This window comes from Spirosoma pomorum, from assembly GCF_054776615.1.
In genome coordinates this window covers 1-2,525 of sequence record NZ_BAAHBP010000008.1, presented here as the reverse complement: position 1 = coordinate 2,525, position 2,525 = coordinate 1, and the positions used below count along the sequence as shown (strand labels likewise).

The 2,525-nt window shown below is 60.0% G+C and carries 1 protein-coding gene; it reads right to left on the bottom strand.

Translation table 11 applies throughout. The annotated features are described in order from the left end of the window. Positions 1-3 precede the first annotated feature (3 nt). A partial coding sequence (locus ACYVAD_RS09750; RefSeq protein ID WP_461139299.1) for a SusC/RagA family TonB-linked outer membrane protein occupies positions 4-2,525 on the bottom strand: 2,522 nt, incomplete at its 5' end.

The following is a 2,525-nucleotide window of genomic DNA, read 5'->3' as shown; positions in this document are numbered from 1 at the left end:
GCGTTAGAAACGAAGCGTCAGGCCCCCGTTGATGATGCGCGACTGCGGATAGTACTGACCCGTGGCGTTATCCGCTTCTGGGTCGAACGAACCCAGCCGGTTGACCAGCGTCAGCGCGTTCAGCGCGTTGATGTAGAAGCGCAGGCTGTTGACGCCGATTTTTTTGCCGAACGTCTCGGGAATGGTGTAGCCCACCTCGAAGTTCTTCAGCCGGATGTAGTCGGCCGAGCGGAGCCAGTAGGTGTTGCCCCCCGAGTAGTACTGGTCACTGCGGTTGGCAATCCGGGGGTGCACGCTGCTTGGATTGTCGACCGTCCAGCGGTTGGTGTAGAACTCCTGCAGGTAGTTGCCGATGTTGCCCGACTCGCCCAGGCTGATGTACTGCTGGGCACCGGCAGCTCCCTGAAAGAGCACCGTCAAATCGAAGTTCTTGTACGAGGCCGTGATGTTCATGCCGCCCTGGAACAGGGGCAGGTTGGTCCGGTTGTTGCGCACCTGATCGTTGGGGGTGATCTTGCCGTCGCCGTCGTAATCCTTGTACTTCATGTCGCCGGGACGCAGCGTTTTGACGATCGCCGAGTAGTCCAGCTTGTTGGCGTCGATGTCGGCCTGCGTGGCAAACACCCCGTCGTACTGGTAGGTAACGTACGAATTGATTGGCCGACCGGTCGACCGTTGCCACTCCGGCGCACCGGGTGCTTCGTCCCAGAAAATGATCTTGTTCTGGGCGTAGCCCCCGTTGACGCCCACGCTGTAGCGCAGCGCACCCGCCTGCCCGTTGTAGCTGATCTGCCCGTCGAAGCCGCTGTTGCGCACTTTACCGATGTTCTCGGGGGGCAAGGTCAGCCCCGTTGTGCGGGGCACCGACGCGTTGCGTGGGTAGAGGATCGAGGTCCGCAGGTTGTTGAAGTAATCGAACTCGAAGGCAACCTTGCCGTTGAACAACTGCCCTTCGATACCGATGTCGGCATTGTTGGCCACCTCCCAGGTGATGGTTGGGTTAGGAATCCGGGCTTCCGACAGGGTCTGCTGCTGGGCGTTGTTGATGATGTACGTATTGAAGCCGTAGGTGGCCAGGTACTGATAGGTGGCCAGGGTTGTCGTGCCCGGGAAATAGATCTGGTCGTTGCCCAGCTGACCGTAGGAGGCCCGCACCTTGAAGTAGTTCATAACAGGAACGGTATTTTTCCAGAACCCCTCTTCCGACACGACCCAGCCCGCCATCACGCCGGGGAAGAAGCCGTACCGGGTGGCCTGCGGGAAAATGTCCGATCCGTCGTAGCGGCCCAAAAACTCCACCAGGTATTTGTCCTTGTAGTTGTAGGCCAGGCGGCTGAAGTAGTTCAGACGAGCCCGGTTAAACGCACTCCCCCCGTTGTTCTGCTCCAGGGCACCCCCCGCAAACAGCTGGTCGATGGCCGGCGAGATGAAATACCGCCGGTAGGCGTTGAAGTTGTCGCCCGTGATGGTTTCCCGGTTGACCCCCACCAGGGCCGTGATGCCGTGGTCGCCGAATTTACGCTCATAGGTACCAATAGCGCCCAGCAGGATGTTGAGCTGGGTGTTGTTGCCCAGCGTCAGCCGCGGCTCGGCCGGGCCGCGTTTGCTGGCAATCAGGTTTGGGTTGCCGTTGGCATCCACCCCCGTCCCCCGCTCGTAGAGCGTCCAGGGCGTCTCCCAGCGCCGGTTGTTCTGGTTCAGCTTATCAATGGCCGCCGTTGCCTGGATTTTCAGCCCCTCCACGCCGGGAATTTTGAAGTCCAGCTGCCCGTTGGTCTGGATGTAATCGCGCTTGTCGCGATCGTAGCCGGTGGCGTTGGTGGTGATCACGACGGGGTTTTCCCCGTTCTCAATGTCGGGACCCGGCCGGCCATCGGGCCAGAAGGCGGGCTGGTTGGGCTTGCCCCGCATCTGCATCCGGAAGATGGCCCCGGCCCCCCGGGTTGGGTAGTAGCGGAACTCTTCGCGCCCCAGGATACCGATGGCTACGTGCAGGTACTTGTTGATGTTGGCGTCGATGTTCAGGCGCAGATCATACTGCTTGTAGCCGGTGGCCGAGTTTTTGTAGAAGGCATCCTGGTTCTGGTAGCCCAGCGAGGCCAGGTACTTGAAGTCTTCGGTGCCGCCCGTCAGCTGGAGGTTGTGGCGCGACTGGGGCGACCAGGTTTTCAGCGTCGATTTGTACCAGTCGGTGTTGGGGTGGCCCCAGGGGTCGGAGCCATCGTTGTACTTCTGAATATCTGTCGGCGAGTAAGGCGCCGTCCGAACGGTTCCGTTTGGTCGTGTGTACGTCCCGTTCGTTCTGTAAGCCTGCGTTGCTGCCGACCATTCCGATACCGGAAGCTCGTATACGTTCAGATCATTCAGCATCTCAGCGTACTGACCAGCATTCGCCAGTTTAGGCACGACGGTTGGTTGCGCAATTCCTTGATTGAAGGAGTACGACAGCTGTGGCTTGCCCGTTTTACCCCGCTTGGTCGTGATCAGAATGACCCCGTTAGCCGCCCGCGATCCGTAAATGGCCG